Raw genomic sequence first — 26,277 nt, forward strand, 5'->3', positions numbered from 1 at the left:
AGTGATGAGCGATACGCACACGCCAACTCCCTCCCTGCGCCCCGGGATGGGGTCCATGCCGTACGCGGACGGCGTGGCCTTCCGGGTATGGGCACCCCACGCCCGAGCCGTCTCCGTCACCGGCTCGTTCAACGGCTGGCCGGTCACCGGGGCCTCACTGCACCGCGAGAGCGACGGGTACTGGTCGGCGGACGTGCCCGGGGCGAAACCGGGCGACGAGTACAAGTACGTGATCACGACAATGGACGGCACCCAGCTGTGGCGCACCGATCCATACGCCCGCGCCATGACCGGGTCGAACGGCAACTCCCTTGTCACTGCACCGGACTTCGAGTGGGGCCACGCCCCGTACCGCACTCCGGGCTGGGACGAGTTCGTCATCTACGAAATGCACATCGGCACCTTCAACGACCTGCCGGAGGGTGGGCCGGGCACGTTCGCCGACGCCATCGCGCGGCTCCCGCATCTGGCGGACCTGGGCGTCAACGCGATCGAGCTCATGCCCGCTGCGGAGTTCCCGGGCGGCTTCTCCTGGGGCTACAACCCGTCCGCCCCCTTCGCGGTCGAAACCGATCTGGGCGGTCCACGAGACCTCAAAGCCCTGGTGAAGGCAGCGCATGAACGAGGTATCGCCGTACTGCTCGACATCGTCTACAACCATCTCGGCCCGAGCGACCTCGACCTGTGGCGTTTCGACGGCTGGCACGAGGGCGCCGGCGGCGGCATCTACTTCTACAACGACGGCCGCGCAGCCACACCCTGGGGAGCCACTCGCCCCGACTTCGGCCGGCCCGAGGTCCGCCAGTACCTGCGCGACAACGCGTTGCACTGGCTCGAGGAATACCGCCTGGACGGCCTGCGCTGGGATGCCACCTCGTACATCCGCAACTCCGACGGTGGCGCCGAACTCGCGGACGGCTGGGGCCTGATGCGCTGGATCAACGACGACATCAACCATCGCCAGCCGTGGAAGCTCAGCGTCGCCGAGGACATGTACCAGGACGCCCGGATCACCGAACGCACGCCCGCCGGGGCCGGCTTCGACTCCCAATGGGACGCCGGTTTCGTCCACCCCGTACGGGCCGCGGTCATCGCCGCCGACGACGCCTCACGCGACATGCACGCCGTCCGCCGCGCCATCGAGCACCGCTACGGCGACGATGCCTTCCACCGGGTCGTCTACACGGAGTCCCACGACGAGGTCGGCCGTCTCAACGGCAACCTCCGCGTCCCCGAGGCGATCTGGCCCGGCAACGCCGACAGCTGGTACGCCAAGAAGCGTTCCACGCTCGGCGCCGCCCTCGTACTCACCTCCCCCGGCATCCCCATGCTCTTCCAGGGCCAGGAATTCCTCGAGGACGGCACGTTCGACGACCGGGTCCCCCTCGACTGGTCCCGCCGCGACCACCACACCGGCATCGTGCAACTGCACCGCGACCTCATCACGCTTCGCCGCAACCACACCGACCGCACGGCCGGGCTGCGCGGCCAAGGCGTCCAGGTCCACCACCTCAACAACACCGACAAGGTCATCGCCTTCCACCGCTACGCCCACGGCGGCCCCCGCGACAGCACGATAGTTCTCGCCAACTTCGCCAACCGCGCCTACCCGGACTACACCATCGGCCTCCCCCGCCGAGGCACTTGGCGGGTCCGCTTCAACAGCGACTGGTCCGGCTACGACCCCGCCTTCGGCAACCACGCCGCCTTCGACCTCTCGGCCGAAGGACCGGGACTCGACGACATGCCCTGCTCAGGGACGCTCGGGCTCGGCCCGTACAGCGCGATCATCCTGTCCCAGGACGAATGAGGGACGAGTTGTAAAAGCTGTCCCGTAGTCACCGTGATGATCGTTCGGGCCCTCATTACGGGCGCTATCGATGGGTCCTGGAGTCAGTCCAGGCCGGCTGCCCATGCCGTCAGCGCGGCGAAGGCGTTGGCTTCCTCCTCCCACGTCGTCGCCCACACCAGGTCGAAAGGAAGCACGTCCAGCGCCGGGCGGCCGTGATTCGGGTTGAGCCACACGCGCAGCGGTTTCACCGGCTTGTCCGGGAGCCCACCCACCCTCTCAGCCGCCGCTACCGGCCGATGAGGAGACCGCCCACCATGATTCCGGCAGGCAGCGATCTCCGGCAGGGTCGGCCCTCCGGGCGATGGGTGGTGCTGCGCCATCACGGCATCAAGGCACCCGGCGAGCGGGCCGAAGAACTCGTCCGTCCGTTCCTGGATGTGCGCGCCGCTGCACAGGGAGACGATGCGGGCGACCGCTTTGACAACCCACCGACACCACTTTACCTTCATCGTGGAATTGTTTCACCATGGAGGTATCCAGGATGCGCGCCCCGTCCCCCACCACCGACGAGACCACCGGCGAGACCACCGAACCCCACCGATGGCGGTGGCTGATCCTGGTCGTGATGATCATCGCGGAGATCATGGATCTCCTTGACGCGTCGATCGTCAACGTCGCCGGACCGGCGCTGGAGGAATCCCTCGGCGCCAGTTCCGTCGGCCTGCAGTGGGTCATCGGCGGTTACGCCCTGACCCTCGGGGCCGGGCTCGTGCTCGGCGGCCGGCTCGGCGACCGCTACGGGCGCCGCCGCATGTTCCTGATCGGCCTGACCGCCTTCACCGCCGCCTCGCTCCTGTGCGCCATCGCACCGAACATCGCGTCACTGATCGTCTTCCGGCTGCTGCAGGGCACCGCCGGGGCGATGCTCCTGCCCCAGGGCCTCGGCCTGCTGCGCGAGAACTTCTCCGGGCCCGAACTCACCAGGGTCTTCGCGATCTTCGGCCCCGTCCTCGGTCTGGGCGGCATCATCGGCCCGGTCCTCGGCGGCTTCCTCATCGAGGGTGACTTCTTCGGCCTGGGCTGGCGTTCGGTGTTCCTGGTCAACCTGCCCATCGGCCTCGCGGCACTGATCATCGCCGCGAAGTTCGTATGCAAGAAGCCGGGTGACCGCACGGTGCGGGTCGACATGACCGGCGCCGCCCTGGTCGTGCTCTCCTGCGCCCTGTTGGTCCTGCCCCTCAACCAGGGGCAGGAGAACGGCTGGCCGCTGTGGACGTGGCTGTGCATGGCCGCCTCCGCGATCGGCTTCGCCCTGTTCGCCGTACGACAGCGCCGCACGGCCTCGGCGGGCCGGGAACCGCTGGTCACCCCCGCCCTGCTGCGCAAGCCCGCCTTCACCGTCGGGCTCGGCGGCATCGCCCTGTTCTTCGGCGGCCTGATCGGCACGCAGCTCGTACTCACCCTGTTCCTCCAGATCGGTCAGCACTTCACCGCCGGAGACGCGGGGCTCGGCAACCTGCCGCTCGCCATCGGCACCGCGATCGGCGGTGCCGTCAGCGGTGCGTTCCTCGCCGACAAGATCGGCCGCAAGGTGCTGCAGATCGGCCCGCTGATCCAGCTGGCCGGAGCGGCTCTGCTCTGGTTCGAACTGGACGGCCTCAACTCCGCCTCGTTCTCGATCTGGGACATCGCCCCCGGCATCACGGTGGCGGGCATCGGAGCGGGCATGGTGATCGCCGCCCTGTTCAGCTTCATCCTCGCCGCCGTCGACGACGACGAGATCGGCTCCGCCTCCGGTGTGTTGTCGGCCGTGCAGGCGGTCGGCGGATCCATCGGCGTCGCGATCTTCGGGTCGGTCTTCTTCGCCCAGGCCAAGACCGGTGACTTCACGAGCGGCTTCCACCGCGCGCTGATCGTCCAGGCATGCCTGCTCGTGGCCTTCCTCGCGATCACCTTCCTGCTGCCCAAGCAGGGACGCCCCGAGGACGAACAGCACGGCATCGCCACCAAGAACCCCGCCGACACCCACGCCGTCGTGTGACCCCGGCCTGGCCAACTCCCCTGCATACACCGTCAAAAGGAGAGCGGGTCATGACAACCCACTGGACAGCGAGAGGCACGCACCCGCGCCGCGTCTCGGGACCGACCGCCGCTCTGCCGGCGGCAGAACAGCGGCCGGACCGGGCTCGACGATCACTACCGTCCAGCCCCATGACGACAATTGCGACGCGTACGGTCAAGTACCCGGCCGACGGCCTGACGATGATCGGGCACCTCGCACTCCCGGCCGGCGCCGGCCGCCGGCCCGCGGTGCTGCTCGGGCCAGAGGGCACAGGGCTCAGCGACGTCGAGCGCCACCGGGCCGATGCCCTCGCCGAGCTGGGATACATCGCCCTGGCCTTCGACCTCCACGGCGGCGGACGCTACTTGAGCACCCCCGAGGAGATGCTGGCCCGTTGCATGCCACTGCTCGCCGATCCCGACCGGATGCGAGGTATCGGTCATGCGGCGCTCGACGTGTTGCGCGCCGAACCGCGAACCGACCCCGACCGGATAGCCGCCGTCGGCTACGGCACCGGGGGCGCCATTGCGCTGGAACTCGGGCGCGACGGCGTCAACGTGCGCGCGATCGGGACCCTCAACGCACTGACCACGGGCCGACCGGGCGAGGCGGCGCGCATTCGCTGCCCGGTGTGGGCCGGGGTCGGCTCGGAAGACCCGATCATGACGCCCGCGCAACGGGACGCGTTCACCGCTGAGATGCAGGACGCGGGCGTCGACTGGCGCCTCACGGTCTACGGCGGCGCTCTGCACGCCTTCCACCACCCACCGGTCGACCACCCCACGGTCCCCGGCGTCGGCTACCACCCACAGCACGCGCAACGAGCCTGGCGCGACGTCGTCGACCTCCTCACCGAGTGCCTGCCCGCGACGCACGTCGACTGATATCAGCCTGTAGTCCCGTCCAAGGGCTGGAGCAGGGCTGGAGCGAGTCCGTTGTAGGCGCTGGGGGCGTCGCCTGCCGTCAAGGCGTCGAGGATGGTGGCAACGTCCAGCGGGTACGCGGTGATTCGCGCCGAGCGGGAACCGGTGACGGGGCGGACGGCCACACTTCGGGGCGCCGCAGGGCCCGCCGACGGGTAGAGGAGGGTGCACGTGGCGGTCGCGGACGCGTCGGTGTGCGTGCCCGCGAGCGTGTGGGCGTAGGCGAAGGACTGGTACAGGTCCGCCGCGGAGAGCTTTCGCTGGGCGTAGAGCTTGTATTTGATGTCTATCGGGTGGCGGCGGGCCGTCGGGCCGTGTCCTTGCGTGAGGAGCAGGTCGGGGCGGAGTTCGGTGTGTGTTGCGCCAGTGTCTTCGTGGACCAGGATCCCTTGGTGTCGGGACTGGGCGTGGACCGTGACGTGGTGCGGGGCGAGGGCGCGGGACACCAGGCGGGTGACGAAGTCCTCGAAGAGGGTGTTCATGTCGAGTAGGAAGACACGGGAGTCGGCGGCGCCGGTGGCGAAGAGGACGTGGATGCCCGCACCGGCCAGGAGGAGTCGGGCCCATCGGTGCGCCGGCCGGTAGTGCTCGTTGTGGCGGCCGTAGTCGTGATCGTGGCCGTGCGGATAGCGGGCCGGATCGCAGAGTGCGGCGAAGTCCGCTGCCAGGCGCCGTGATTGGGACCGGATCGACACGTCGGAGGCCGTGCGGGCGGCGAGGGAGAGCGCCTCGGCGCACAGCTGGTTGTCCGGGATGTCGGTGGAGCGCTCGTCGTAGCGGCACTCCAGGCGGTCGAGACGTCCATGCCGACGCAGGAGTTGCCGGGTGGGGAGCAGACGGCCGCGGAGAACGGGCAGGGCGTCCGTACGGGTCAGGTAGTCCCGACGGGGGCCGTGGCGAAGCAGGGCTGCGGTGGTGCGATTGAGGAGATGGCAGATCAGGTCCCGCAGATGAGGGTCTCCGGTTTCGAGGGTGCGGGGGATGTCGAGCTGGTGCGCAGCCGTCGTGGCCGAGGTGTACTCCATCATCCGGAGCACATTCAGGTTTCCGCCCACGAGCTTTGGCACGACACGGATCTCCATGGCGTCGAGTTCCACCACACCCACGTGGCAGTCGGCTCGGATCTCCAGCCGGTCCCGGTCGAGGGAGCGCAGCGTGATCAGACGGTTGAGTGCGGGGCTTTCCGTCAAATCTCGGTCCCGCGCGGTGAGTTGTGCGCCTTCGACCACGCGGGACTCGTACTCGCTGAGCACGATGACACGACGCCCTGGACCCGTGGTCATACGGGGTCGCCTGTACCCACCTGGAGTTCCGCGTAGAGCGCGGCGACCAGTTCGTCGTCGTCGAGGTCGTGCAGGGTGTGGTTGTCCACGTCGACGATCGCCGTTCCCAGGAATCCGGCCAGGACGCCGTAGTCGTCGTAGGCGAACTCCTGGAGCAGCGGCATGAGGTCGTTACGGATCACGGTGGCCAGGTGTGCCTCGGTGGCCAGAGGTACTCCGCGGTCGAGGAAGAAGGCGTGGCCGATCTGCTGTTCGCGGCCGACCTGGGTGCGGATACGGGAGTTGAGCCCGGTCAGCAGGTCGGCGAGGTGGAGTTCACCGACGTGGTAGCCCTCCAGGACCGTCGCGTCCGGCATGAGTTCCAGGAAGGCGAAGCGGCGGCGCAGGGCGGAGTCCAGGAGCCGGATGCTGCGGTCGGCGGTGTTCATGGTGCCGAGGACGGCCACGTTCGGAGGGACCGTGAAGGGTTCGCCGCTCTGCGGGAGCCGGACCTTCAGGCCTCGCTTGTCCCGTTCGAGCAAGGTGATCAACTCGCCGAGGATCTTGGGGAGATCGCCGCGGTTGATCTCGTCGATGAGCAGCAGGTACGGGTTGTCGGGGTCGTCGACCGCCGCGAGACAGACATTCTTGAACGCGCCGGCCGTCATGACCAGGTCGAGTCCGGAGCCACCGGGCCGTGGCCTGAATCCCTCGATGAAGTCCTCGTAGCCGTAGGACGGGTGGAAGGTGAGCTGCGTGAGGTGAGCGGCCGCGCGGCCCGCCGGGTCCGAGAGTGTGTTGATCGCGGCGCGGAATTCGTCACTGCCGTACTCGGCGTGCGGTGCCGACTCGAGGTGACCGAGTCGCTCGGTCAGCCACCAGTACGCGAAGCGCAGGGCGGTGTACGTCTTGCCGGTACCGGGCGGTCCGAAGAGCACGGCTTGTCCCTTGCGGGCCAGGGCATCGGCCACGTCGAGGAGGACCGGGTCGGTGGGGGTGGATTCGACATCGATGGGTGTGGCCGATTCGGGTGCCTGGTGTCGCCCCTGGCCCTGTCCCTGGCCCGTGGCCTTGCCCTGCCGGATGGACCTCCACAAGCGGTGGGGGACGTCGGCGACGGTGACCATGCCCCAGCGTTTCTCCGGCTCCGGGAGTTCCTGCGCGTAGGACTGGTCCCAGTCCACAGCGACGGTGTGCCGGTACTCCGGACGCTCCGGCCGCCACTGGTAGCCGGCGCTGGTGACGGTCCCGACGCCGAGGACTTCCCTGGTTCCGCGGTTCGCCACCACCCGGTCGCCGGGCTGAAGACGGCTGAACTTCCAGACTTCTCGCGCCTTCTTCGTGACGGTGCCCTGGTGGCCGCGGTATTCGTCGGCATAGGCGGCCTGGAAGGCGCCGCGCAGTTCCTTCTCGTCGGCGAAACGCGTGGCGTCTCCGATGTCGTCCCAGCCGAGGCAGATGTAGCCGCCGTCCACGCAGTCCGGCCAGTAGCGCCCGGCCTCGCCCGGGGCCACCTTGACGATGGCGTGGGACGGACGCGGGTCGGCCCACCAGTACAGGAAGGAGGCGATCTCCGACGGTGCCCAGCCGCTGAGGAGCGGTTCGTTGTCGACCAGCTCCTTCAGCCGCGCATGGGCCGCGAACGGCTCGAGGCGGGGCGGCGATTCGCCGCTGAGCAGGGCGATGAAGTGCCGCACGTGGTCGCGGCTGTGGATGGGCAGAATGAGGTCCGGGTGGTAGACGTGGACGGCCTTCGCCACGAGCGCGGGACCGGAGCGCAGCGCTTCGAGCTCGTCGATGTCGGCCAGTCTTCCTTCACTCGCCGCCGTAAAAGCCTCCTGGAAGCCGGCGCGGACAGCGGCCCATGCCTCGTCCACTTCTGCGTAGCGCGGGTCGAAGTGCCACTCGCCGGTGTTGCGCATATAGATGATGTGCTTGCCCGCATTGCCTCCGGCGATACTGCCGAGGTCCGGGGTCTGGAACTCCGCGAGATGGCAGAACGAGCCACGGGACTGCGCATGACCGAGGGCATAGCGTTCCAGCGGCAACTCGGGCCAGTCCGTGAGGGGAAACGCCTCCCGCACCGCGGCCGCCTGCTCCTCCGCTGCGGCGACGCTCGCTGCCCACAGTCCACCGTCCGCGGCGGCCACCGCTTCGTGGAGCGGCAGGGTACGACGTACCCGTGAATCACCTACGGCCACGGGCACCAGGGCGCAGTTGCTGCACGGCACGGTGACCGGTCGGCCTGCTGCGTTCAGCAGGCCGTTCGCCCGGGAGAACTCTTCACGTGCCGGATCCCGCTCGTCCGCCCCCGCCTCCAACAGCCGCTGCCACAAGTCGCCTTCGGGATCCGGGCGTTTGGTCCAGCGCGGCTCGTCGGACGGGGTGAGGTGGGAGCAGTCCTTCCGGTGGTGCAGGGTGGTACCGGAGACCGGGCAGATCACCTCGCCCCGCGACGGAAAAAGCCGGTACCACTGCTCCCCGTGCCGAACCAGCCGAGTATCTACGGGATGGGTTAATTCCTGGCTGTTCCGCTCATCGAGCCGTGCTGCTTCCACCACCGGTCTCCCTGCTCCTCCCGCACGCATGGGCACGCGTCGCCACACGTGTTGCCAGACGTCAGCCGCTCGACACTACGAGATCACGGCCACAGGAGAGAGACGCCTCGATTGTTCGAAATTTACTGAGGCGGATCCGTGGGCCATACGTCAACTGGAGTGGCACACCCGGCGGTTCAGGCGCCGGAGTGGTCCGGCAGGAGTTGAGCCGCGAGCGAGCGTGCCGTGGCGGTGAGGGTGGCCGTGTCCAACCTCGAGGACTTCTAGATCAGTCGTCGATGGGCGCGTCAATCGGTGCCTCGAGGAGCATCCGTAGTGCGTCCAGGGCCCGCGGAGCCTCGGCGAGGGCTTTCCGGAGCTGGTCATGGCCGTCGTCGGTGTAGCTGCGGAAATATTCACTCGCATACGCGCCACCGGCCTGCCTACCCTTGCCGCGCTGCTTATTTCCGTACCACCGGGCCCCGCGCCCACCGAGAGGGTGTCTTGATGACCCGGCCCGCGCCGAGCGCGCCTCACCGCGACGTACCGCGTACACGTATGACAGGAACTGCACGTACTGCACGTGCCGCTCGTACACACCGCGGATAACCGACCGATCCAGCCGTCGAGGCCGCTCGGCCTGCTCTTGCTGTCGATGACCAACTCCCCAGCAAGGAGCACAGGTGTCCGAGCACACCCACAGCCCCAACCCCAGTCCAACCCTCAAAATCAGTACGTTCGTCTGCGCCTGGTGCGGTCTCACCGTGACCACCGCCGATCCGGACGGCCGTAGCCGTAACCACTGCCCTTCGTGTCTGCACTCGCGCCACGTCCTGGACCACGTTCAGGGCGGCCGCACCGAGTGCCACGGCCGGATGTCACCGATCGCCATCGCCGTCCTGCGGACCGGCGACTGGATGATCGTCCATCGCTGCGTGCGGTGCGACGAGCTCACCTCGAACCCGGTGAGCCCCGACGACAACCAGCTGGTGCTGATGCGGATGGCGGTACGGCCCCTGGCCCAACCACCCTTCCCCCTCGAAACGTTCGGAACACTGTGAGCGGGGAGGACCGGCATGCCACGCCGTAACCGAACGTCGTCCGAAGGCCCCGCCGACCGGCGGCGCCGCCAGCGCGACAAGGACGTCCTCCACGACCAGCGCGACGGCCACCGCACCCGCGACTTCCGCTGCGCGGGCTGCCGTCTGGAGGTCTCCCTGGACGCCCCGGGCAGCGGCCACCGCAACCATTGCCCGAACTGCCTGACCAGCCTGCACGTGGACGCCCGGATCCCCGGCGACCGCGCGTCGGACTGCCGGGGCCGGATGGACGCCCTGACGGTGTCCTGCCGCCCGGACGGTGAGTGGCTGATCGTCCACGAGTGCCTCTCGTGCGGCGAACTCTCCACCAACCGCGTCGCGGGCGACGACAACGCCCTGGTCCTGATGCGCCTCGCGGTGCTCCCCCTCAGAGCCACGGGCCGAGCGGCGCACCGCACGCTGCTGATGCTGTGAGGTGAGGGCCGGGCCCGACCGGAGCGGGCCGGCACGGAACAACACCCCCGTACCGGCCCGCTCCCTCTGCTGCTCGCCGAATCGCCCAGCTCGTCGGCAGGCAGGGTGCTTGCTACGGTCCCCGCATGACGCTGTCGGTGCCTGCTGCGCGTGCGGTTGACCTGCGAGTTGAACCGGTGGATGACGTGCTCGACCGGGTGGAGCGGTCGCTGAAGGTTCGTTTCGACCGGGACTCCGTGATCCGGAAGCGGCGGTCGGTGGGAGGCCGTACGGACCGCGGCACCTGGGTGCGGGTGGAGCGACGGTCCCTCCGGAGGATCGCCGCCCAGGGAGGCAACGGACCAGAGGCCGCCTCGGTCTTGCAGGACGTGACGATGCCGCTCTGGTACACGGGAGTGACCTGGCGCGACGAGGATGAGCCGGTCATGTGGCGGGCCGATGAGACCGAGCTGGTCACCGCGCCACCGGTCGGGCAGGCGGCGCTGGTGATCGAGGACCCAGGGTTGCCCGACGCGTGGTGGGCCGGGCTGAATGCGTCGTTGGACGCGCTCGCCGCTCAGGTCACTCCGCGTATCGCGACGCCGGACACCCAGTCGATCACTCAAGACCTCGTCGACGCGACGATCCGGCAGGCCTTCCCGGAAGTCACCGACACCACGGCCCAGGAATGGGCTACGGCACACGCCGACCTGACATGGGCCAACGTCACCGGACCGGACTTCTGCGTCATCGACTGGGAGGACTGGGGAATGGCACCGCGCGGGCTGGACGCGGCCACGCTGTGGGGCAACGCGCTCGCGGTCCCCGCCCTCGCGGAGCGCGTCCGGCGTGAGCGACGGCCGGACCTGGAGAGCAGATCCGGCCGCCTGATGGCACTGTTCTTCTGCGCGAAGGTCGCGGGGCCGTACGCCCATGAGGCCGACCCGCGTTTGGAGCCGGCGCGGAAGGAAGCCACACGGCTCATCGGCGAGCTTCAGTCCGGCTGACCGCGGCAGCAAGGTGTCAGGCGGCGTCCGTGGCGATGCCTCAAATGGCAACCCCCCGGCGGGCGTTGTCCGGCCGCCTACGTGGCGCCGGCGCATCGACGGTCACATTCTCCGAACATGCACACCTATCGGGCGGCCGGTCGTCGGGAGGTGATGCGGCTGTGGGAGGCTCGGCCCTGGCCGGGTGCGGATCCGGCACGATTCCGAGCAAGGTTCGACAGTGACTGGAGCCACCCCTGTGAGCAGCGTTCACCCCCCACTCCGCTTGATCGTGACGGGCGGTGGAACCGGCGGGCACACGTACCCGGCCCTGACCGCTGTGCGCACCCTTCAGGCTCGCCTGGCTGCCGCGGGCCGCGGCCTGGAAGTCCTCTGGGTGGGCAAGGAGGACAGCTTGGAGGCACGAGTGGCGGCCGGTGAGGGCATCGCGTTCACGTCGGTCGCCGTGGGCAAGATCCGCCGGTCGAAGAACCCGATCAAGATGGCATCCCCGGCGAACGTCGCCGACATGGGCCGGGTTCCGCTCGGCGTACTGCAGGCCCGCAAGGCGATCAACGCCTTCCGGCCGGACGTGGTGCTGGCGACCGGCGGATACGTGGCCGTGCCCGTGGGTGTCGCGGCGACCCGGTTGTGCCGCGTCCCGCTGGTCGTCCACGAGCAGACGGTCCGTCTCGGCCTGGCCAACAAGACGCTGGCCGGCGCCGCGAGCAGGGTTGCCGTGTCCTCGGAGTCCACGCTGCCGCTGCTGCCGGAAGCCGTCCGCAACCGGGCCGTGGTGACCGGCAACCCGGTACGCCCCGAAGTCCTGTCCGGACAGCCGGACAAGGCCATCGACGTGCTGAGCCTGACCGGCTTCGACCGCCGCCTGCCCACCGTCTACGTCACCGGCGGGGCGCAGGGCTCTCAGCAGATCAACGAGCTGGTGAGGTCCGTGCTGCCCTGGCTGTTGGAGCGGGCCAACGTCATCCACCAGTGCGGCCCCGATCATGTCGAGGGCCTGCGCGAAGCGGCCACCGGACTGCCCGCGCAGCTGGCCGCACGCCACCACCTGACCGCGTACGTGGGCTCCGAGCTGCCCGATGTACTCGCCCTGGCCGACGTCGTCCTCTCCCGCAGCGGGGCCGGAACGATCGCCGAACTCACCGCACTCGGCAAGGCCGCGGTCCTCGTACCGCTCGCCACCTCAGCCGGGAACGAACAGGCCCACAACGCACGGCACTTGGAGGACGCCGGTGCTGCGGTCGCGCTGGTGGGCGACGTGACCCCGCAGCGGTTGCAGGAGGCGGTGTCCCCGCTGCTGGCCGATGAGACGCAGCGCAGCGAGATGGCCGCACGCGCTCGCGCGCAAGGCCGCCCCGATGCCGCCGAGCAGCTCGTCGATGTCGTGCTGTCGGTGGTGGACCGCTAGAGACCTTCTGACGGATCTCGCTGGAGTCGCGGGCCCGGGCGCAGGCAGCAGTGGGTCACGAACTCGTGCGGGGCCCCGGCTCCTGCTGGTTGGCGTCGGGGACGGCGCGGTCGTTCCGGGCGCTGCCCCAGGCGCGGATCTTGCGGGCGATCCGGTGGCGCGGCTCCCCGGCCTCATGTCCCTGGCGCAACGGGCCTCGCCCCGACGCCGACGGCAACAGCCGTGCGGTGAGGCCCGTCAGACGGGTCGTCAGGGCGGGAGCCACGCCGTGCGCGAGTTGTGCCGCCTTGGCCGGTGCGGTGAGCACCAGGCGGGCGCGTCGTTGGATCACCGCGTCCACGATCCGGCGGGCCGCCCGGTCCGCGTCCATGGACAGCAGCGGAGCACCCGCCGCGGCGCTGAACCAGCCGAACTCGGCACTCATGTCGCCGCCGAACTCCGCCTGCCGGTGGGAGCCGGTTCGCATGAGTCCGGGGTGTACGGCGGTGACGCTCACGCCCGAGGCCGCCGCCTCCGCGTGCAGGCCCTCGGCAAGAGCGCCCACCGCGGCCTTGGCGCACGAATACGGCAGCAGGTGCGGTACGCCGAGCAGGCCGCCGACCGAACCGATCAGACCGAGACGTCCACGGGTCCCGCGTAGATGGGGCAGCGCTTCCAACGACGTGTGCAGCGCGCCGTAAAACATCGTCTCCATCGCGTCGGTGAACTCCTCGGCACCGACCGCCTCGACGGGCGCGACCTGGATGACCCCCGCATTGGCGATCACGATGTCCAGGCCGTCGCGTTCGTGGGTGGCGCGCATCATCTCGCGCACGGCGGCCCGGTCGCGTACGTCGCACACCGCCACATGCACGGTCGCGCCGGTCTCCTCGCGCAACTGGCCTGCCGCACGCTCCAGTTCGGCCTCGTCCCGGGCGGCGATGGTCACGACGCAGCCACGCTCGGCCAGTTGCCGTGCGATGAACAGCCCGAGCCCCCGGGAGCCGCCGGTGACCAGGGCCCCCGGCCCCTTGAGCCGGGCAGGGTAGCGAGCGCGGTCGGTCATTGCGTTGCCCTTCTAGGGTTGACCTTCTGGAGATGAGCGCGTTGATGACATGACAGACACCTCGGCGCCGCGTCGCGTGCTCACGGCTTCAGCAGCGTCTTCACCATGCCGTCCTCCTTGGCCTGGAACGTCGCGTACGCCGCAGGGGCCTCGTTCAGAGGGAGGTGGTGCGTGGCGAAGCCGTCGACACCCAGGGGGTCGTCGTCGGTCAGGTGCGGGCGGATGTCGTCGATCCAGCGCCACACGTTCGCCTGCCCCATACGCACCTGCAGCTGCTTGTCGAACATCGTGAGCAGGGGCAGCGGGCTGGCGGCGCCGCCGTAGACGCCGCTGATGGACAGCGTGCCGCCGCGGCGCACGGCGTCGATCGCCGGGAGAAGGGCGCCGAGGCGGTCGATGCCGACGTTCTCCATCAGGGGGCGGGCCAGCTTGTCGGGCAGGAGTCCCGTGGCCCACTGCGCAGCCTGGGCCACCGGTGCGCCGTGTGCCTCCAGGCCGACCGCGTCGATGACCGCGTCCGAGCCACGGCCCTGGGTGAGATCACGTACGGCGTCTCCCAGGTCCTTGTCGTGTTCGCGCAGGTCGAGGGTGGTGACGCCGTTGCGGCGAGCGCGTTCGAGCCGGGTGTCGACGAGGTCGACCCCGATGACCTGTTCCGCGCCGCGCAGCCGGGCGATCCGGGTCGCCATGTCCCCGATGGGGCCGAGGCCCAGGACGGTGACACTGCCGCCGGGCGGAATGTCGGCGTACTCCACTGCCTGCCAGGCGGTGGGCAGGACGTCGGACAGATAGACGAACCGGTCGTCCGGAGGACCGTCCGGCACCTTGACGGGCAGCGTGTTGCCGAAGGGAACCCGCAGGTACTCGGCCTGGCCGCCGGGAACCTGCCCGTACAGCTTCGTGTAGCCGAACAGAGCGGCTCCGCTGCCCATGGACTTCACCTGCGTCGTCTCGCACTGGGACTGCAGCCCTCGACGGCACATCCAGCAGGTGTTGCAGGAGACGTTGAACGGAATCACCACCCGGTCCCCGACGGACACTCCCGTCACCTCGGGGCCGGTTTCCGCGACCACACCCATCGTCTCGTGTCCCAGGATGTCTCCCGGGTCGAGGTAGGGGCCGAAGACCTCGTAGAGGTGCAGGTCCGATCCGCAGATGCCGGTCGACGTCACACGGACGACGATGTCGTCGGGCTTCTCGATGCGGGGGTCGGGGACCTCCTCGATACGTACGTCGCGCTTTCCTTGCCATGTCAGAGCACGCATGCCGACGTGCCTCCCGAAGTGCGTTACGTGCAGGGGCTGTTCAGCGGCCCACGGCCTTGGCCAGTTCCGACTTGTTCATCGAGGAACGGCCCTTGATGTTCTTGCGCTGCGCCTCGGCGTACAGCTGGTCCTTGGTGCGGCCCTGCGCTCCCTGGTGGGAACGTTCGCCGCCCCGCTCGGACGCCGACTTGGAGTCCTTGGTGGAGGTGCGGCCGGCCGTACGGGACTCGCCGCTGCGGGCCCGCTCCTTGTTCACGGTGCGCGCGGCGATCTCTTCGGCCCGCTTCGTGGACTCCCCGCGCTGCTTCGCGCTCTCCTTGACGTGTTCGTACTGCCGTTCCCTCTTGCGGTTCGCTCCTGCGGGCATGACCGTTCCTTTCGTCGAGCGGCAAAGGTCCTCTTCCAGGGGCTCATACCGTGCGACATCCCGCCACGTGACGTCACTTCCTGTAGTGGCGGACACTCCGCGTACCCACGGTCGGCCACGTGATGCGCTTCGGCGCACACACCACGGACACGGAGTACGCCGACGGTTCAGGTGTCGACATCTGGGCACTCCTATTCGGCGGCGCCATCCCGTACCTCACGGACACGGTGCGTCACAATGCGCTTCGAGTGGTCGTTCGTGGCTCGGCGTCGCAAGGAGGCACCACCGTGAGTACGTACGCTGCCGTCTTCGATGTGGACGGCACCCTCGTGGACACCAATCACCTGCACACGGTGTGCTGGTGGGAGGCGTTGCGCCAGGCAGGTCACCGGGTCTCCATGACCGCGGTGCACGGCGCCATCGGGCTCGGCTCGGGCGACCTGCTGGAGCATCTGCTGGGCAAGGACCGGGACCGGGACGAGGACTCCGCCATCAGCGCCGGCCACAAGGCCCTGTACGGCACCTGGCACGAACGCCTCGCCCCCTTCGACGGCGCCCGCGACCTGCTGCGACGCCTGCACGCGGACGGCCTGCCCGTCGTGCTGGCCACCTCGGCCAGCGGGCCGGAACTCAACGCCCTCCGAGCGGCGATCGACGCCGACGAGGCGATCACCGAGACCGCGAGCGCCGACGACGTGGACGCGGGAAAGCCGGCACCCGATCCGGTCCGGCATGCCCTGGACCTGGTGGGAGCCCAGGCCGAAGGCAGCGTCTTCGTCGGCGACTCGGTCTGGGACATGCGGGCGGCTCGCCGCGCGGGCGTGCTGCCCATCGCCGTACTGAGCGGCGGAGTGTGCCGGGCCGAGCTGGAGGACGCGGGGGCCGCGGAGGTCTACGCGGACACGGCGGACCTGCTGAGGAACCTCGACGGCAGCGCACTCGGGCGACGCTGAGACCCCGCGCCCCTCCTCCGCTACTCAGACCTGGGCCAGCCGTTCGCGGATCGCCGCCACGAAGGCGTCCAGGTCCTTCGGGGTGCGGGAGGTGATGAGCGGGTAGCCGCCCGCCACGTCCACGACGACCGGTTCGTCCACCCACGCCGTGGCGCCGGCATTGGTGATGTCGGTGCGCAGGGAGGGGTACGACGTGAGCGTCTTGCCGCGCAGCACGTCGGCCTCGACCAGTGCCCACGGACCGTGGCAGATGGCGGCGACGGGACGGCCGCTCGCGGCGAACGCCTTCACCGCGTCGACGGCGACGGTCTCCAGCCGCAGCTGGTCGGCGTTGAGCGTGCCGCCGGGGATGAGCAGCAGGTCGTGCGGGGCCGCCCCCAGTGCCTCGTGCGTCACGTCCGGGTCCACGCTCTCGCCGGGGTCCTTGTCCCCCTGCAACGTCCGGACGGGGTCCGTGCTGACCGCGGCGACCGTGACGTCGACGCCGTCCTTGCGCAACTCCCTTGGCGGTACGAGCAGTTCGTCCTGCTCGACGCCGTAGTTGGTGACGAGGGCGAGGACGCTACGGCCGTCGAGTCGTCGGTCGGTCATGGTGTGCACCTTTCTGTGCGGGATTGCTGTGCGGGCCTTATGCGCGGTGCGTGGCACGCGCGGGGTCACTGGGCGTTCAGCGTGTTCAGCCGCGGAAGGACGTCGCTGCGGTAGAAGTCGAAGAAGCCCTGCTGGTCGGGCCCGATCTGGCCGACGTACACCTCGTCGAATCCCGCGTCGACGTACGCCGACACGGCGCGGACGTGCTCGTCCACGTCGTCGCCGCAGACCATGCCGTCGGCGACGGCCTCCTCGGCCACGAGCGTCGACGCCTGCTCGAAATGGGCCGGGTCGGGCAGCACCTGGCCGAGTTCGCCCGGCAGGAACTGGGTGGGCCACAGCCGGTGAGCCGTCTTGACCGCGTCATCCCGGTCGGTGCCCCAGCACACCTTCATGCCGCCGAGCGCGGGCTTCCGGCCGCCTCCCGCGCGCCGGAACTGTTCCACCAGATCGGCGTCCGGTGTCATCGTGACGAATCCGTCCCCGATCCGGCCGGCCAGCGCGGCGGCCTTGGGCCCGAACGCGGAGACGTGGATGGGGACGGGCTCGTCGGGCACCGTGTACAGGCGGGCGTTCTCCACGGTGTAGTGCTTGCCCCGGTGGGTGACCTCGTCGCCGCTCAGCAGGCTCCGGATGACCTGGACGGCCTCCTCCAGCATTTCCAGGCGTACGTCGACGGCCGGCCAGGTGTCACCGAGAATGTGCTCGTTGAGGGCCTCACCGCTGCCCACGCCGAACCGGAAGCGGTTGCCGGTGAGCACGCCCGAGGTCGCGACGGCCTGGGCGTTGACCGCCGGGTGCATGCGAACGGTGGGGCAGGTGACGAACGTCGTCACGGGCAGTGACGTCGCCTGGGCGAGCGCGCCGATCATCGACCACACGAAGGGGCTCTGCCCCTGCTCGTCCGTCCACGGGTGGTAGTGGTCCGAGATGGCCAGACACGTGAATCCGGCCTGTTCCGCGGCGCGTGCCTGCTCCAGCAGTTCGGCGGGCGTGAACTCCTCGCTCGCCAGAAAGTATCCGAAACGCGTCATTGTCTGCTCTCCTCACTGCGTCGTCGCGCGCCCAGGGCGGGGCCGGCGGCTTCTCGGCGCCGCCCTCATCAGCCTGCGCGATCCCGGCAGGGCTCACCACACGAGCGGGCTCGAGTGACCCGTGTACCCACGGGCCGCGGGATTCCCCCGACGGCCGGCGTCAGCGGGTGCCGGTCGTGCCGCCGATGACGGCGACCGTCTCCCCACGTGTGCCTCCGGAGCCGACGGGTACTCAGGCCCGCACCACAGACTCAGGGGAGGCGATCGTGAGCCCAACTCACCGCAATGTCTTCGTACTCGGACTCGACGACGCCAATCTGTCGTCCCTCCAGGCCGTTCCGGGTGCGGAGTCCATGACCTTCCACCGCCTGCTGACCATCGAGGAGTTGCAGGAGGGCGAGGTGGACGTCGCAGATCTGATCGACCGTGCCTGCCGTACCCTCGACTCGTTCGACGGTCCGATCGACGCGATCGTCGGCTACTGGGACTTCCCGGTGAGCACACTGGTGGCTCTGCTCGGTGAGCGCTACGGCACCCGGGCGACGAGCCTCGAATCCATCGTCAAGTGCGAGCACAAGTACTGGAGTCGACTCGTCCAGGAGGAGGTCGCCGACGAGCACCCACGCTTCGGTCGTGTCGACCTGGAGGCGGCCGAACCACAGCCGCCCGAGGGCGTCCCCTTCCCCATGTGGCTGAAGCCCGCTCTCTCCTATTCCTCCGAACTCGCCTACGGCGTAGGGGACATGGACGAATTCAACTCGGCGGTCAAGCACATCAAGGAGGGCATCCACCGGGTCGGCCGCCCCTTCGAGCACATACTGGGCCGGCTCGACCTGCCGCCGGAGATGGCCGGGGTCGGCGCCCAGGTGTGTCTCGCGGAGGAGGCGCTCAGCGGCGTCCAGGTCGCGGTCGAGGGCTACGTGCACGAGGGCGAGGTCACCGTCTACGGCGTGCTCGACTCGATCAACTACCCGGAATCCACGAGCTTTCTGCGCCACCAGTACCCCTCGGCCCTGCCGGACCCGGTGCAACAGCGGCTACGCGACGTCTCGTCCAGGGTGATGCGCCGGATCGGCATGTCCGAGGCGACGTTCAGCATCGAGTTCTTCTACGACCCGGGCACCGACACCCTCGCCATCCTGGAGATCAACCCGCGCCACTCGCAGTCGCACGCCGAACTGTTCGCCTACGTCGACGGGATACCCAACCACCACTGCATGCTGGCGCTCGCCCTCGGCGAGGACCCCGCCCTGCCGCACCGGGCAGGCCCCTACGCGATGGCCGCCAAGTGGTACTTCCGCTGGTTCGCGGACGGAGTGGTCCACGAGGTGCCCACGGCCGAGGAGGTCGCCGAAGTGACCAAGTCGATCCCCGGGGTACGCGTGGACGTCGTGCCCGACGAGGCGCAGCGCCTCTCCGACATCGGCGGCCAGGACAGCTACAGCTACGAGGTGGCACACATCTTCACCGGCGGCGACAGCGAGCAGGAGCTGCGCGAGAAGTACGACCAGTGCGTGGCGGCACTGCGACTGGGCTTCGACAGCCCGACCGATCCCCCGAACCGAGAGGCTTCCTGACCGATCCATGCGACACGTCGACAACCTGCCCCATGCCATCAAGGAAGAGGACGACATCCGGATCACGATGTCCGACGGCGTCCGGCTGTCGGCCCGGATCTGGCGGCCGGTCTCTTCCGACACCGACCCCGTGCCCGCCGTCCTGGAGTACATCCCGTACCGCAAGCGGGACCTCAGCTCGGTCCGCGACTCGATCCACCACCCCTACATCGCCGGCCACGGCTACGCCTGCGTACGCGTCGACCTGCGCGGCACCGGCGACTCGGAGGGTGTGCTCACCGACGAGTACCTGGAGCGTGAGCAGGCCGACGCCGAAGAGGTGCTCGACTGGCTGGCGGGGCAACCGTGGTGTGATGGCGGCACCGGGATGATGGGCATCTCCTGGGGCGCCTTCGCCGCGCTCCAGGTGGCGGCGCGCCGCCCGTCGAGTCTCAAGGCGATCGTCATCTCGTCGTTCACGGACGACCGGTACGCCGACGACATGCACTACATGGGCGGCGCGCTGCTCTCCGACAATCTCGCCGAGTCGGGCACCATGTTCGCCTACTCCACGTGCCCGCCCGATCCAGCGACCGTCGGCGACCGGTGGCGCGAGATGTGGCAGGAACGCCTGGAGAGCGTCGACCCATGGGTGCTGAACTGGCTGCGCCACCAGCGCCGTGACGCGTACTGGCGGCACGCCTCGGTGTGTGAGGACTACACGGCCGTACGCTGCCCCGTGCTCGCCTCCAGCGGCTGGGCGGACGGCTACTCGAACGCCGTGACCCGGCTGCTCGCCCACCTCGACGTACCCCGCAGGGGGTTGATCGGCCCGTGGTCGCACAAGTACCCGCACCTGGGCGAGCCGGGGCCCGCGATCGGCTACCTCCAGGAGGTGGTGCGCTGGTGGGACCACTGGCTCAAGGGCGAGGACAACGGCGTGATGGACGGGCCGATGCTGCAGGCGTGGATGCAGGACAGCGTGCCGCCGTCCACCGCGTACGAGGAGCGGCCGGGCCGCTGGGTGGGCGAGTCCGTCTGGCCGTCCCCGGACATTCGCGAGGAGGCGCACGCCCTGCGCGAGGGCCGGCTGACGCCCCCGGGTGACGGGCTGGGGACAGCCGCGTCGGCCCACGTCCAATCGCCGCTGTCCGTGGGCCAGTTCGCCGGGAAATGGGCCTCGTACAACGCGCCGCCCGACCTGCCCTACGACCAGCGCGAGGAGGACGGCGGCTCCCTCGTCTACGAGACGGAGCCGCTGCCGGAGCGCCTGGAGATCCTCGGCGAGCCGCGCGTGGAACTTGAGGTGAGCGCGGACCGGCCCGTCGCGATGGTCGCGGCGCGCCTGTCCGATGTGGCGCCCGACGGCGGCGCCACCCGCGTCTCGTACGGCATTCTCAACCTGACCCGACGCGACGGTGCGGACGAGCCGGACGAGCTGGAGCCCGGACAGCCCTGCCGCGCGACGATTCGCCTCAACGGTGTCGCGCAGGCCTTCCCGCCCGGGCATCGCGTACGCCTGTCCCTGTCGACGTCGTACTGGCCGCTCGCCTGGCCGCCGCCGCTCCCCACCGCGCTCACGGTCCATGAAGAGCCGTGCCGTCTGGTGCTGCCGGTGCGCCCCGCCGACGACGGGGACTCGGCGATGGCGTCCCCCTTCGAGACACCGGAGGGCGCCCGGCCGCTCACCACCCACCGCGTCACGCCACCCGAGGAGCGCTGGGAGGTCACCCGCGACCTGATCGACTACGGCTCGACGCTGAACATCGTCAAGGACCGGGGCACGGTCCACTTCGACGCGATCGACCTCGACGTGGGCTGCCATGTCCTGGAGCGGTACACGTCGACGGCCGACGACTTCACGTCCCCCGCGGGCGAGTCGACCTGGACGATGAGCTTCCGGCGCGGCGACTGGGACGTCCACGTCCGCACCAGCACCACGCTGCGCTGCGACGCCGAGGCGTTCCACGTGAACGCGACGCTGGACGCGTACGAGGCCGACCGCCGCATCGTGTCCCGCACGTGGAACGAGACGGTCCCGAGGGACGCGCTGTAGCCGGCCGTCCCCGTGCCCCGGCTCAGCCGGTCCGGTCCCCCTTGTCCTCGACGACCCGCACCGTGCGGAAGGCCGGATCGGCGGCGTCGGGCAGGTTCATGCCCGCCTCGACGCCGGTGCGCAGATAGGTCAGGACGGGCTCGGTGAGGAGTTCGCCGGGCAGGATCGTGGGGATGCCCGGCGGGTACGGCGTCACCATTTCGGCGGCGGTCCGGCCCACCGCCTGCGCCACGGGCACGTCCTGCGTGCGCGCGAAGAACGCGTCCCTCGGCAGGCACACCTGCTTCATGCGCAGCGCCTCGGGATCCGGCACCGCCACGCGCGGTGCCGGATCCCAGTCGCGTGAGGCATCGGCGAGATCCCGCAGCGCCCGCAACAGCGGTTCGGTGGTTTCCCTGCTGTCGGCGTGGGTGATCTGGACGTTGATGCGGCGGTGGTCGGCGAGGTGGACATTGATGTCGCGGTGCGTGCGCAGCCAGTCGGCGGCGCGGTAGCCGGACAGTGCCGGGCCGGCGAGGTCGACGACGACGGGCAGCGGATCGAGGTCGTCGGCGAGACCGGGACCGCAGAAGTCCTCGCGGCCGTGCACGTGCATGCCGTCGATCTCCTCGATGGCGGCACGTACGTCGGCAGCGAGATCCAGCGCGTGGGTCAGCAGGCGGCGGCCGTGCAGGGCCATCTGGCGCCGCCAGCCGTCCAGACCCGCGTAGATGAGCACCGAAGGGCTGGTGGTGCCCCACAGGTCCGCCCGGTTCTTGAGCACGTCCGGCGCGACGAGGTCGCCCTGGAGATGGAAGACGGAGCCCTGTTCGAGGCCGCTGCCCATCTTGTGGATGCTGGTCACGCAGACGTCCGCGCCGGCGTCCATCGCCCACGTCGGCAGATCCGGGTGGAAGGGCAGATGCGCACCCCACGCCTCGTCCACGATCAGCGGCCGACCGCGCCGGTGGCAGGCCTCGGCGATGCCGCGCAGATCCGCGCAACTCCCGTACGGGGTGGGGCTCGTGACCAGGGCGCCGGTCGCCTGGGGGTGGGCGGCGAAGGCGGCGTCGAAGGCGTCGGCGGACGGCGGGTGCGCGAGGTGCCGCTCGGCGTCCCAGCGGGGTTCCACCCACACCGGTTCGATACCGGACAGGATCAGGGCGGACACCACGGACTTGTGCGCGTCGCGGCCGATCAGCAGCCGGTCGCCGGGGCCCGCCACCGACAGCATGGCCGCCTTCACGGACAGGGAGCTGCCGCAGGTGGTGAAGAAGGTGTGCTCGGCGTGCACGGCGTCGGCCATGAGGTCCTCGGCGTGCTCCAGGTAGCGGCCCCGCATGCGCCGGTCGTCAAGGCCGCCCGAGGCCAGGAGGTCACCGAGGAAGACGGCGTCGCCGAGAATCCTCCGTACCTCGGGGTCGGCGCCACGGGCCTGTTTGTGGCCCGGCGGGCTGAAGGCGAGCATGCCGGAGTCACGGTAGGCGTCGAGCGCCGCCAGTACGGGGGCCTGTGCGTGGTCCACGGTCATGATCGGACACGTTCCCCGGCAGGGCGCTCTTTCCACAGCGTGCGGTGCACGCCACTACATCGGCAGCCGCCGATCTCGACGCGTTCCGCATGCAACGCCCTGCCCTGGGAACTCCTCCTTGAGCTGCCCGGCGCTCGCCCCCACCACCTCAAGGAGGCCGATCCACATCTGTGGGAGGTGCCGCGGCTGCGGGGCCGGGTGAAGGCTGCCATGGTGGCAGTGAAGGACTGCGCCCGCTTCGGCCGCTCACCAGCCCGACACCGACCGGAGACACCCACCGGAGCCCCCATGTCCGACCCCGGAAAGCCCCAGGACCCCACTACCGCACACCCCCGCCCCGACTTCCCGGCCCAGGATCAGAGCCCGCCGGGCTGGACCGGTCCCATGGACCCGCCGCCCGACCACGGCGAGGAGTCCTACCAGGGCGCGGACCGGCTCCTGGACCGCAAGACGGTACTGACCGGAGGCGATTCCGGGATCGGCCGCGCCGTGGCTCTCGCCTACGCGCGCGAGGGGGCGGACGTCCTCTTCACGCATCTGCCCGAGGAGGCCGACGAGGCCGGGCAGACGGTCCGGCACGTCGAAGAGGCCGGGCGCACCGCGGTCCCCGTCCCCTGCGACATCCGGGACGAGGCGCAGTGCGACCGGGTCGTCGAGCGCGCCGTCGCCGAATTCGGGCGGATCGACGTGTTGGTCAACAACGCGGCCTACCAGATGTCCCAGCCCGACGGCATCGGCGCCATCAGCACCGAACAGTTCGACCGGGTCGTCCACACGAACCTGTACGCCATGTTCTGGCTGTGCCGGGCGGCCGTGCCGCACATGCCGCCCGGCGGCGTGATCATCAACACCACGTCGGTGCAGGCCTACAAGCCGAGCCCGCATCTGCTCGACTACGCGATGACCAAGGGCGCCATCGTCACGTTCACCCAGGGGCTTGCGCAGATGCTGGTGGACGACGGGATCCGGGTCAACGCGGTGGCCCCGGGCCCGGTGTGGACGCCGCTCATCCCAGCGACGCTCCCGGACACCACAGAGTTCGGCAAGCAGGCCCCGCTGGGACGCCCGGCGCAGCCCTCCGAGATGGCCCCGGCCTACGTCTACCTGGCATCGGACCAGGCCAGTTTCATCACCGCCGAGATCCTCAACGCCACCGGCGGGACCCCACTGCCGTGAACCGCGCAGCTCCGGCGAACGACGATGACTACCGAGCGGTCATGGTGGTGGCCTCCTCGGCCGGTGGTGTGCAGGGCCTGCGGACCCTGCTGGGCGGGCTTGCCCCCGCGCTGCCGCTGACCGTGCTGGTCGCGCAGCACCTGCGCCGCGGCCGTGAGACACAGATCGTCCCTGTGCTGTCCCGTGCGACCGCGCTCGACGTCGAGCTGGCCAGGAACGGGGAGCCCCTGCGTACGGGAGTCGTTCATATCGCTCCACCCGACCGGCACCTGTGCGTACGGCAGGACGGCAGGAGACTGTTCCTGACGGACGAGGAGCGGGTGAACCACGCCCGCCCGGCCGCCGATCCGCTCTTCGAATCGGCGGCGACGGCCTTCGGGCGGGGCGTCATCGCCTGCGTGCTGACCGGCGCCGACGGCGACGGCGCCCAAGGCGTCACCGCCGTCAAGGCACACGGCGGCACCGTCATCGTGCAGGACCCGGACACCGCCGCGTTCCAGGGCATGCCCCGATCGGCGCTCAGCACGGGCCTCGTCGACCTCGTCCTGCCTCTCGAACGCATCGCACCGGCGATCGCGGAGACCGTGGGCGGGCACTGAGGCGCCGGCTCGTCCGGCATGGTGGGAGGCGTGAGTCCCGCTCAGCGGGGGACTCGTCGCACATGGCCAAGAGTGCTCGCGCCCCAGGTTCGTACTGGACGGCCTCCACGCCCCGCCCCGCGCTGCCGTCGCTGGAGCGGGACGTGACGGTGGACGTCGCGGTGATCGGTGCCGGCATCGCCGGGCTCAGCACGGCGTGGGAGCTGGCCCGCGCCGGGGTGAGCGTGGCGGTACTCGAAGCGGGGCGCGTGGCCGCCGGGGTCACCGGGCACACCTCCGGCAAGCTCTCGGCCCTGCATACGCTGGTCTACGCGCGGCTGCGACGGACCCGGGGGCCGCAGGCTGCCCACCTGTACGCACGCTCCCAGACCGACGCGATCGAGCACGCGGCCGACGTGGTCGACCTGCTCGGCATCGACTGCGCGTGGGAGCGTGCGGACGCCTACACCTACACGCGCGCGGAGCGCCGCGCCGGTGCGCTGCGCGCCGAGGCGGACGCGGCACGGAAGGCGGGCCTGCCGGCCTCCTTCGTGACGGAGACCGGGCTGCCGTTCCCCGTGGCGGGCGCGGTGCGCGTGCGGGACCAGGCCCAGTTCCATCCGCGCCAGTACCTCCTCGCCCTCGCCGACGATCTGCGCGCCCGGGGCACCGAGATCTACGAGCAGTCCCCCGTGGTCGGCCTGAAGGAGGGTCGCCCCTGCCGGGTCACGACCGCGTCGGGCGCCCGTGTGAGCGCTCGTGACGTCGTCGTCGCCACCCACTACCCCGTCTTCGACCGGGCCCTGCTGTTCGCCCGGCTCGCCGTGCGCCGGGAGTTCGTCGTGGCCGCGCCGGTCCCGGCCGACCGCGACCCGCACGGCATGTACATCACGCCGGAGGACGGCACCCGCTCCGTGCGTACGACGCCGTACGAGGACGGGCAGCGGCTGCTGATCGTCACGGGTGAGAAGTTCACGCCCGGCACCGGCGACCCGGCCGCCCAGGCCGCCCGTCTGGAGGCGTGGGCCGCCGAACACTTCCCCGCAGGCCGGCCGCGGTACGTGTGGGCGACCCAGGACACCTTCCCCAGCGACCGCACGCCACTCGTGGGCCCGCTGCACCCCGCGGCCCGGCACGCCTACGTCGCCACGGGCTTCGGCGGCTGGGGGCTGAGCGGCGGCATCATGGCCGGCTCCCTCCTGACCGCGCTGATCACCGGGCGCGAGCCACCACCGTGGAAGAGCCTCTACGACCCGCGGCGCGTCGGCCCCCTGCTGCGTGACACGCCAAGCCTCCTGCGCCAACAGGCGGACGTGGCAAGGCACTTCGTCGGCGACCGACTGCACAGCACCGGCCCGGACACGCCGGACGCACTGCCACCGGACAGCGGCGCCGTCCTGCACCGCGACGGCCGCCACACCGCCGTCTACCGCGACCCGGAGGGCGACCTGCACGCCGTGTCGGCGCGGTGCACACATCTGGGCTGCCTCGTCGCGTTCAACGCGGAGGAACGCGCCTGGGAATGCCCGTGCCACGGCTCCCGCTTCGCCACGGACGGACGGGTGGTGCAGGGGCCGGCCACCAGTCCCTTGGAACGACGCGACATCTGATCGCGACTTGTGAACGAGACATCTGAACGCGAAGAACACCTCATCGCAAGGA

General features: G+C 70.1%; 22 protein-coding genes. 13 read left to right on the top strand and 9 right to left on the bottom strand.

Translation table 11 applies throughout. The annotated features are described in order from the left end of the window. The first annotated feature begins 4 nt into the window (after nucleotides 1-4). On the top strand, nucleotides 5-1,810 hold the full coding sequence (locus tag ACYSUO_RS26525) for an alpha-amylase family glycosyl hydrolase (RefSeq protein WP_461778748.1): 1,806 nt from the start codon (nucleotides 5-7) through the stop codon (nucleotides 1,808-1,810). Between the two features lie 83 nt (nucleotides 1,811-1,893). On the opposite strand, the gene ACYSUO_RS26530 is transcribed toward ACYSUO_RS26525, so the two are convergent. Then, nucleotides 1,894-2,301: a hypothetical protein gene (locus ACYSUO_RS26530; protein ID WP_461778749.1), complete on the bottom strand. Its 408-nt coding sequence runs from the start codon at nucleotides 2,299-2,301 to the stop codon at nucleotides 1,894-1,896. A 32-nt stretch (nucleotides 2,302-2,333) separates the two neighbouring features. Between ACYSUO_RS26530 and ACYSUO_RS26535 the strand changes: the two genes are divergently transcribed. Next, complete coding sequence (locus tag ACYSUO_RS26535; protein ID WP_461778819.1) at nucleotides 2,334-3,833, top strand: MFS transporter; 1,500 nt, start codon at nucleotides 2,334-2,336, stop codon at nucleotides 3,831-3,833. A 170-nt stretch (nucleotides 3,834-4,003) separates the two neighbouring features. Next, the gene (locus ACYSUO_RS26540) at nucleotides 4,004-4,738 is read left to right on the top strand and encodes a dienelactone hydrolase family protein (RefSeq protein ID WP_461778750.1); all 735 of its coding nucleotides are present in this window, start codon (nucleotides 4,004-4,006) and stop codon (nucleotides 4,736-4,738) included. A gap of 2 nt (nucleotides 4,739-4,740) precedes the next feature. On the opposite strand, the gene ACYSUO_RS26545 is transcribed toward ACYSUO_RS26540, so the two are convergent. Both ACYSUO_RS26545 and ACYSUO_RS26550 read right to left on the bottom strand, forming a co-directional pair. Continuing rightward, complete coding sequence (locus ACYSUO_RS26545; RefSeq protein WP_461778751.1) at nucleotides 4,741-6,060, bottom strand: McrC family protein; 1,320 nt, start codon at nucleotides 6,058-6,060, stop codon at nucleotides 4,741-4,743. Continuing rightward, the gene (locus ACYSUO_RS26550) at nucleotides 6,057-8,483 is read right to left on the bottom strand and encodes an McrB family protein (RefSeq protein WP_461778752.1); all 2,427 of its coding nucleotides are present in this window, start codon (nucleotides 8,481-8,483) and stop codon (nucleotides 6,057-6,059) included. Before ACYSUO_RS26550 ends, ACYSUO_RS26545 begins: the two co-directional genes overlap by 4 nt. A 776-nt stretch (nucleotides 8,484-9,259) precedes the next feature. Between ACYSUO_RS26550 and ACYSUO_RS26555 the strand changes: the two genes are divergently transcribed. The 4 genes from ACYSUO_RS26555 (at nucleotide 9,260) to ACYSUO_RS26570 (ending at nucleotide 12,484) form a co-directional block, all read left to right on the top strand. Then, a complete protein-coding gene (locus tag ACYSUO_RS26555) occupies nucleotides 9,260-9,637 on the top strand; it encodes an RNHCP domain-containing protein (RefSeq protein ID WP_461778753.1) in 378 nt (125 codons plus the stop codon). Between the two features lie 15 nt (nucleotides 9,638-9,652). Beyond that, entirely contained in the window at nucleotides 9,653-10,090 is a 438-nt protein-coding gene (locus tag ACYSUO_RS26560; RefSeq protein WP_461778754.1) for an RNHCP domain-containing protein, read from the top strand. 125 nt (nucleotides 10,091-10,215) lie between these two features. Continuing rightward, nucleotides 10,216-11,076: a hypothetical protein gene (locus tag ACYSUO_RS26565; protein ID WP_461778755.1), complete on the top strand. Its 861-nt coding sequence runs from the start codon at nucleotides 10,216-10,218 to the stop codon at nucleotides 11,074-11,076. 271 nt (nucleotides 11,077-11,347) lie between these two features. Further along, a complete protein-coding gene (locus tag ACYSUO_RS26570; protein ID WP_461778820.1) occupies nucleotides 11,348-12,484 on the top strand; it encodes a UDP-N-acetylglucosamine--N-acetylmuramyl-(pentapeptide) pyrophosphoryl-undecaprenol N-acetylglucosamine transferase in 1,137 nt (378 codons plus the stop codon). Between the two features lie 55 nt (nucleotides 12,485-12,539). On the opposite strand, the gene ACYSUO_RS26575 is transcribed toward ACYSUO_RS26570, so the two are convergent. The 3 genes from ACYSUO_RS26575 to ACYSUO_RS26585 all read right to left on the bottom strand — a co-directional run bounded on the left by ACYSUO_RS26575 (nucleotide 12,540) and on the right by ACYSUO_RS26585 (nucleotide 15,161). Next, nucleotides 12,540-13,529: an SDR family NAD(P)-dependent oxidoreductase gene (locus ACYSUO_RS26575; RefSeq protein ID WP_461778756.1), complete on the bottom strand. Its 990-nt coding sequence runs from the start codon at nucleotides 13,527-13,529 to the stop codon at nucleotides 12,540-12,542. 80 nt (nucleotides 13,530-13,609) lie between these two features. Then, a complete protein-coding gene (locus ACYSUO_RS26580; protein ID WP_461778757.1) occupies nucleotides 13,610-14,794 on the bottom strand; it encodes a zinc-dependent alcohol dehydrogenase in 1,185 nt (394 codons plus the stop codon). Nucleotides 14,795-14,834: 40 nt separating this feature from the next. Then, nucleotides 14,835-15,161 carry a plasmid stabilization protein gene (locus ACYSUO_RS26585; RefSeq protein WP_461778758.1) on the bottom strand — a complete coding sequence of 109 codons (327 nt, stop codon included), beginning with the start codon at nucleotides 15,159-15,161 and terminating at the stop codon, nucleotides 14,835-14,837. Between the two features lie 287 nt (nucleotides 15,162-15,448). On the opposite strand from ACYSUO_RS26585, the gene ACYSUO_RS26590 reads away from it, so the two are divergent. Then, on the top strand, nucleotides 15,449-16,114 hold the full coding sequence (locus tag ACYSUO_RS26590) for an HAD family hydrolase (protein ID WP_461778759.1): 666 nt from the start codon (nucleotides 15,449-15,451) through the stop codon (nucleotides 16,112-16,114). A 24-nt stretch (nucleotides 16,115-16,138) separates the two neighbouring features. Here the strand turns inward: ACYSUO_RS26590 and ACYSUO_RS26595 are convergent, their stop codons facing one another. Continuing rightward, nucleotides 16,139-16,705, bottom strand: a complete 567-nt coding sequence (locus tag ACYSUO_RS26595) for a DJ-1/PfpI/YhbO family deglycase/protease (RefSeq protein ID WP_461778760.1) — start codon at nucleotides 16,703-16,705, stop codon at nucleotides 16,139-16,141. 65 nt (nucleotides 16,706-16,770) lie between these two features. Then, on the bottom strand, nucleotides 16,771-17,739 hold the full coding sequence (locus ACYSUO_RS26600; RefSeq protein ID WP_461778761.1) for an LLM class F420-dependent oxidoreductase: 969 nt from the start codon (nucleotides 17,737-17,739) through the stop codon (nucleotides 16,771-16,773). A 266-nt stretch (nucleotides 17,740-18,005) separates the two neighbouring features. Between ACYSUO_RS26600 and ACYSUO_RS26605 the strand changes: the two genes are divergently transcribed. Both ACYSUO_RS26605 and ACYSUO_RS26610 read left to right on the top strand, forming a co-directional pair. Next, nucleotides 18,006-19,316 carry an ATP-grasp domain-containing protein gene (locus ACYSUO_RS26605; RefSeq protein ID WP_461778762.1) on the top strand — a complete coding sequence of 437 codons (1,311 nt, stop codon included), beginning with the start codon at nucleotides 18,006-18,008 and terminating at the stop codon, nucleotides 19,314-19,316. A gap of 7 nt (nucleotides 19,317-19,323) precedes the next feature. Next, complete coding sequence (locus ACYSUO_RS26610) at nucleotides 19,324-21,351, top strand: CocE/NonD family hydrolase (protein WP_461778763.1); 2,028 nt, start codon at nucleotides 19,324-19,326, stop codon at nucleotides 21,349-21,351. Nucleotides 21,352-21,373: 22 nt separating this feature from the next. On the opposite strand, the gene ACYSUO_RS26615 is transcribed toward ACYSUO_RS26610, so the two are convergent. Further along, nucleotides 21,374-22,861, bottom strand: coding sequence for an aminotransferase class I/II-fold pyridoxal phosphate-dependent enzyme (locus ACYSUO_RS26615; protein WP_461778764.1), 1,488 nt, complete (start codon nucleotides 22,859-22,861; stop codon nucleotides 21,374-21,376). A 288-nt stretch (nucleotides 22,862-23,149) separates the two neighbouring features. Here ACYSUO_RS26615 and ACYSUO_RS26620 point away from each other — a divergent pair, with 288 nt between their 5' ends. From ACYSUO_RS26620 to ACYSUO_RS26630, 3 genes are all read left to right on the top strand, one after another. Then, complete coding sequence (locus tag ACYSUO_RS26620) at nucleotides 23,150-24,037, top strand: SDR family oxidoreductase (protein WP_461778765.1); 888 nt, start codon at nucleotides 23,150-23,152, stop codon at nucleotides 24,035-24,037. Continuing rightward, a complete protein-coding gene (locus ACYSUO_RS26625; RefSeq protein WP_461778766.1) occupies nucleotides 24,034-24,636 on the top strand; it encodes a chemotaxis protein CheB in 603 nt (200 codons plus the stop codon). Before ACYSUO_RS26620 ends, ACYSUO_RS26625 begins: the two co-directional genes overlap by 4 nt. A gap of 62 nt (nucleotides 24,637-24,698) precedes the next feature. Further along, nucleotides 24,699-26,225, top strand: a complete 1,527-nt coding sequence (locus ACYSUO_RS26630; protein WP_461778767.1) for an FAD-dependent oxidoreductase — start codon at nucleotides 24,699-24,701, stop codon at nucleotides 26,223-26,225. Nucleotides 26,226-26,277: the final 52 nt, after the last annotated feature.

Source organism: Streptomyces sp. UC4497, assembly GCF_054871485.1.

Bases quoted from the DNA above. Each gene is read 5' to 3' on its own strand.
- ACYSUO_RS26575 (WP_461778756.1), bottom strand. From the start codon at position 13,529: ATGACCGACCGCGCTCGCTACCCTGCCCGGCTCAAGGGGCCGGGGGCC.
- ACYSUO_RS26540 (WP_461778750.1), top strand. From the start codon at position 4,004: ATGACGACAATTGCGACGCGTACGGTCAAGTACCCGGCCGACGGCCTG.
- ACYSUO_RS26595 (WP_461778760.1), bottom strand. From the start codon at position 16,705: ATGACCGACCGACGACTCGACGGCCGTAGCGTCCTCGCCCTCGTCACC.
- ACYSUO_RS26600 (WP_461778761.1), bottom strand. From the start codon at position 17,739: ATGACGCGTTTCGGATACTTTCTGGCGAGCGAGGAGTTCACGCCCGCC.
- ACYSUO_RS26615 (WP_461778764.1), bottom strand. From the start codon at position 22,861: ATGACCGTGGACCACGCACAGGCCCCCGTACTGGCGGCGCTCGACGCC.
- ACYSUO_RS26585 (WP_461778758.1), bottom strand. From the start codon at position 15,161: ATGCCCGCAGGAGCGAACCGCAAGAGGGAACGGCAGTACGAACACGTC.
- ACYSUO_RS26545 (WP_461778751.1), bottom strand. From the start codon at position 6,060: ATGACCACGGGTCCAGGGCGTCGTGTCATCGTGCTCAGCGAGTACGAG.
- ACYSUO_RS26630 (WP_461778767.1), top strand. From the start codon at position 24,699: ATGGCCAAGAGTGCTCGCGCCCCAGGTTCGTACTGGACGGCCTCCACG.
- ACYSUO_RS26610 (WP_461778763.1), top strand. From the start codon at position 19,324: ATGCGACACGTCGACAACCTGCCCCATGCCATCAAGGAAGAGGACGAC.
- ACYSUO_RS26580 (WP_461778757.1), bottom strand. From the start codon at position 14,794: ATGCGTGCTCTGACATGGCAAGGAAAGCGCGACGTACGTATCGAGGAG.
- ACYSUO_RS26565 (WP_461778755.1), top strand. From the start codon at position 10,216: ATGACGCTGTCGGTGCCTGCTGCGCGTGCGGTTGACCTGCGAGTTGAA.
- ACYSUO_RS26620 (WP_461778765.1), top strand. From the start codon at position 23,150: ATGTCCGACCCCGGAAAGCCCCAGGACCCCACTACCGCACACCCCCGC.
- ACYSUO_RS26560 (WP_461778754.1), top strand. From the start codon at position 9,653: ATGCCACGCCGTAACCGAACGTCGTCCGAAGGCCCCGCCGACCGGCGG.
- ACYSUO_RS26525 (WP_461778748.1), top strand. From the start codon at position 5: ATGAGCGATACGCACACGCCAACTCCCTCCCTGCGCCCCGGGATGGGG.
- ACYSUO_RS26530 (WP_461778749.1), bottom strand. From the start codon at position 2,301: ATGAAGGTAAAGTGGTGTCGGTGGGTTGTCAAAGCGGTCGCCCGCATC.
- ACYSUO_RS26535 (WP_461778819.1), top strand. From the start codon at position 2,334: ATGCGCGCCCCGTCCCCCACCACCGACGAGACCACCGGCGAGACCACC.